Consider the following 1,682-nt stretch of genomic DNA (forward strand, 5'->3'; position numbering starts at 1 on the left):
CCCCACCGGTGACCGGTGGGGCGCCCTCCGTCGTACCGGCGGCCGGTCGGCCGTGGGTCGCGTCGGGTCCGGCCCGCGGGATCCGGCGCGGTCGTCAGGCGTCGGACCAGCCGGGCCCCGCCCGGCGCAGTTCCAGCCCGTCCAGGACCAGGTCGAGGCCGATGAGGAACTCATCGGCATAGGAATAGCCGGGCAGGGCGACGTGGCGGGCCACCATCTCGGCGAGGTGCGGGAACTCCCCGACGGGCGCCCGGTCGATGAGCGCCTCGGCCATGTCCCCGATGTCGGCCCCGGCGGCCTCGAAGGGGAGGGCGGCCTCCTGCAGGGCGAAGCCGTACACATAGCTGTCCAGCAAGGAGAACGCATGGGCCGCACCCGCGACGGAGAAGCCGCCGGCCCGCAGGCTGCCGATGACCGCGTCGTGGTGGTGCAGTGTCCTGGGGCCGGGGTTGGAGCGTGAATCCAGCAGGCCGATGGCCCAGGGGTGGCGGCTGAGGGCGTTGCGCATCGAGATCGCCCGCTGCCGCATGGCGGCCTTCCAACCGAGTGCGTCCGACGGGAGGCCGACCTCGCCGAAGACCTCGTCGACCATGCCGTCGAGGATCGCGTCCTTGTTGGCCACGTGGTGGTAGAGGGACATGGCCTCGACGCCGAGGCGCTCGGCGAGCTTGCGCATGGTGAGCGAGCCGACGCCCGCTTCGTCGGCCAGGGCGACCGCCTCCCGGAGGACGGTGTCCCTGGTCAGCGGCTCGCCGCGGCGGTGCATCGATGCCCGGGCCTGATCTTCGGCCAACGGTTTTCTCCTTGCTCGGCTATGTGACGCCCCTTGACCACCTTACTTCGTAAGGTAGCCTTACAGAGTAAGGTGCCTTACGACGTAAGGACCGACGGCGGAGCAGGAGCGGAGGCGGGCGGCATGGAGCCGAACGGCGCGGAGGTCACCCGTGCGACGGGCGCGGGGAAGAAGCTGTGCATCATCGGCGCCTCGGGAAAGCTGGGGCGGTACATGGTGCGGCACGCACTGGACCGGGGCTACGAGGTGGTGGGCGTGTGCAGGGAGCAGAGCGTGCCCAAGCTCGCCGAGTTCGACGGCCGGATCACGATCGTCCCCGGGGCGACCGACGACCGCGCGGTCGTCGCGCGGGCCGTCGAGGGGTGCGACGCGGTGCTCACCGTGCTGGTCCCCTGGGGAATGAAGCACTACTCCTCCGGCACCGCACAGGCGGTGCTGGACCTCGCCCCCTCCGGCGCGCGCCTGGTCTTCTCCTGCGGTTGGCACATCACCCGTGACGGGAAGGACGTGTATCCGCTCCACTTCAGGGCGTTGGTGAAGGTCACCACCGCACTGGCGAAGCTCGTCAGGGCCGTGGACGTGGACGACCAGGTCGAGGCGTGCCGCAGGATCTTCGCGAGCGACGCCCGTTGGACCGTGGTGCGCGGCAGCGACCTGGAGGAGGGCGAGAGCCAGGGGCTGCCGGTGTGGAGCCGGCACGTGGGGGACCCCGTCCTGGCGAGCAATCGGACGCGGCGGACCGACTTCGCCCTGTTCATGGTCGCGGCGGCCGAGGACGACGCACTCGTCCGGGAAGCCCCGGCGATCGTGGGCCGGCTCACCCCTTCCGCCCTCGCCCACGCGCCCGCGGGGAGCCTCGAACACCCCTGACGGAGGGGCTCCCCCCGTG

At 71.6% G+C, this 1,682-nt stretch carries 2 protein-coding genes; one reads left to right on the forward strand and one right to left on the reverse strand.

Annotation, left to right across the window (positions count from 1 at the left end; all coding sequences use genetic code 11):
• Positions 1–94 precede the first annotated feature (94 nt).
• Positions 95–793 carry a TetR/AcrR family transcriptional regulator gene (locus ACFW2Y_RS35730; RefSeq protein ID WP_384887894.1) on the reverse strand — a complete coding sequence of 233 codons (699 nt, stop codon included), beginning with the start codon at positions 791–793 and terminating at the stop codon, positions 95–97.
• Positions 794–916: 123 nt separating this feature from the next.
• Between ACFW2Y_RS35730 and ACFW2Y_RS35735 the strand changes: the two genes are divergently transcribed.
• On the forward strand, positions 917–1,663 hold the full coding sequence (locus tag ACFW2Y_RS35735; RefSeq protein WP_384887897.1) for an NAD(P)-dependent oxidoreductase: 747 nt from the start codon (positions 917–919) through the stop codon (positions 1,661–1,663).
• Positions 1,664–1,682 lie beyond the last annotated feature (19 nt).

This window comes from Streptomyces sp. NPDC058877, assembly GCF_042742855.1.
Classification (GTDB): Bacteria; Actinomycetota; Actinomycetes; order Streptomycetales; family Streptomycetaceae; genus Streptomyces.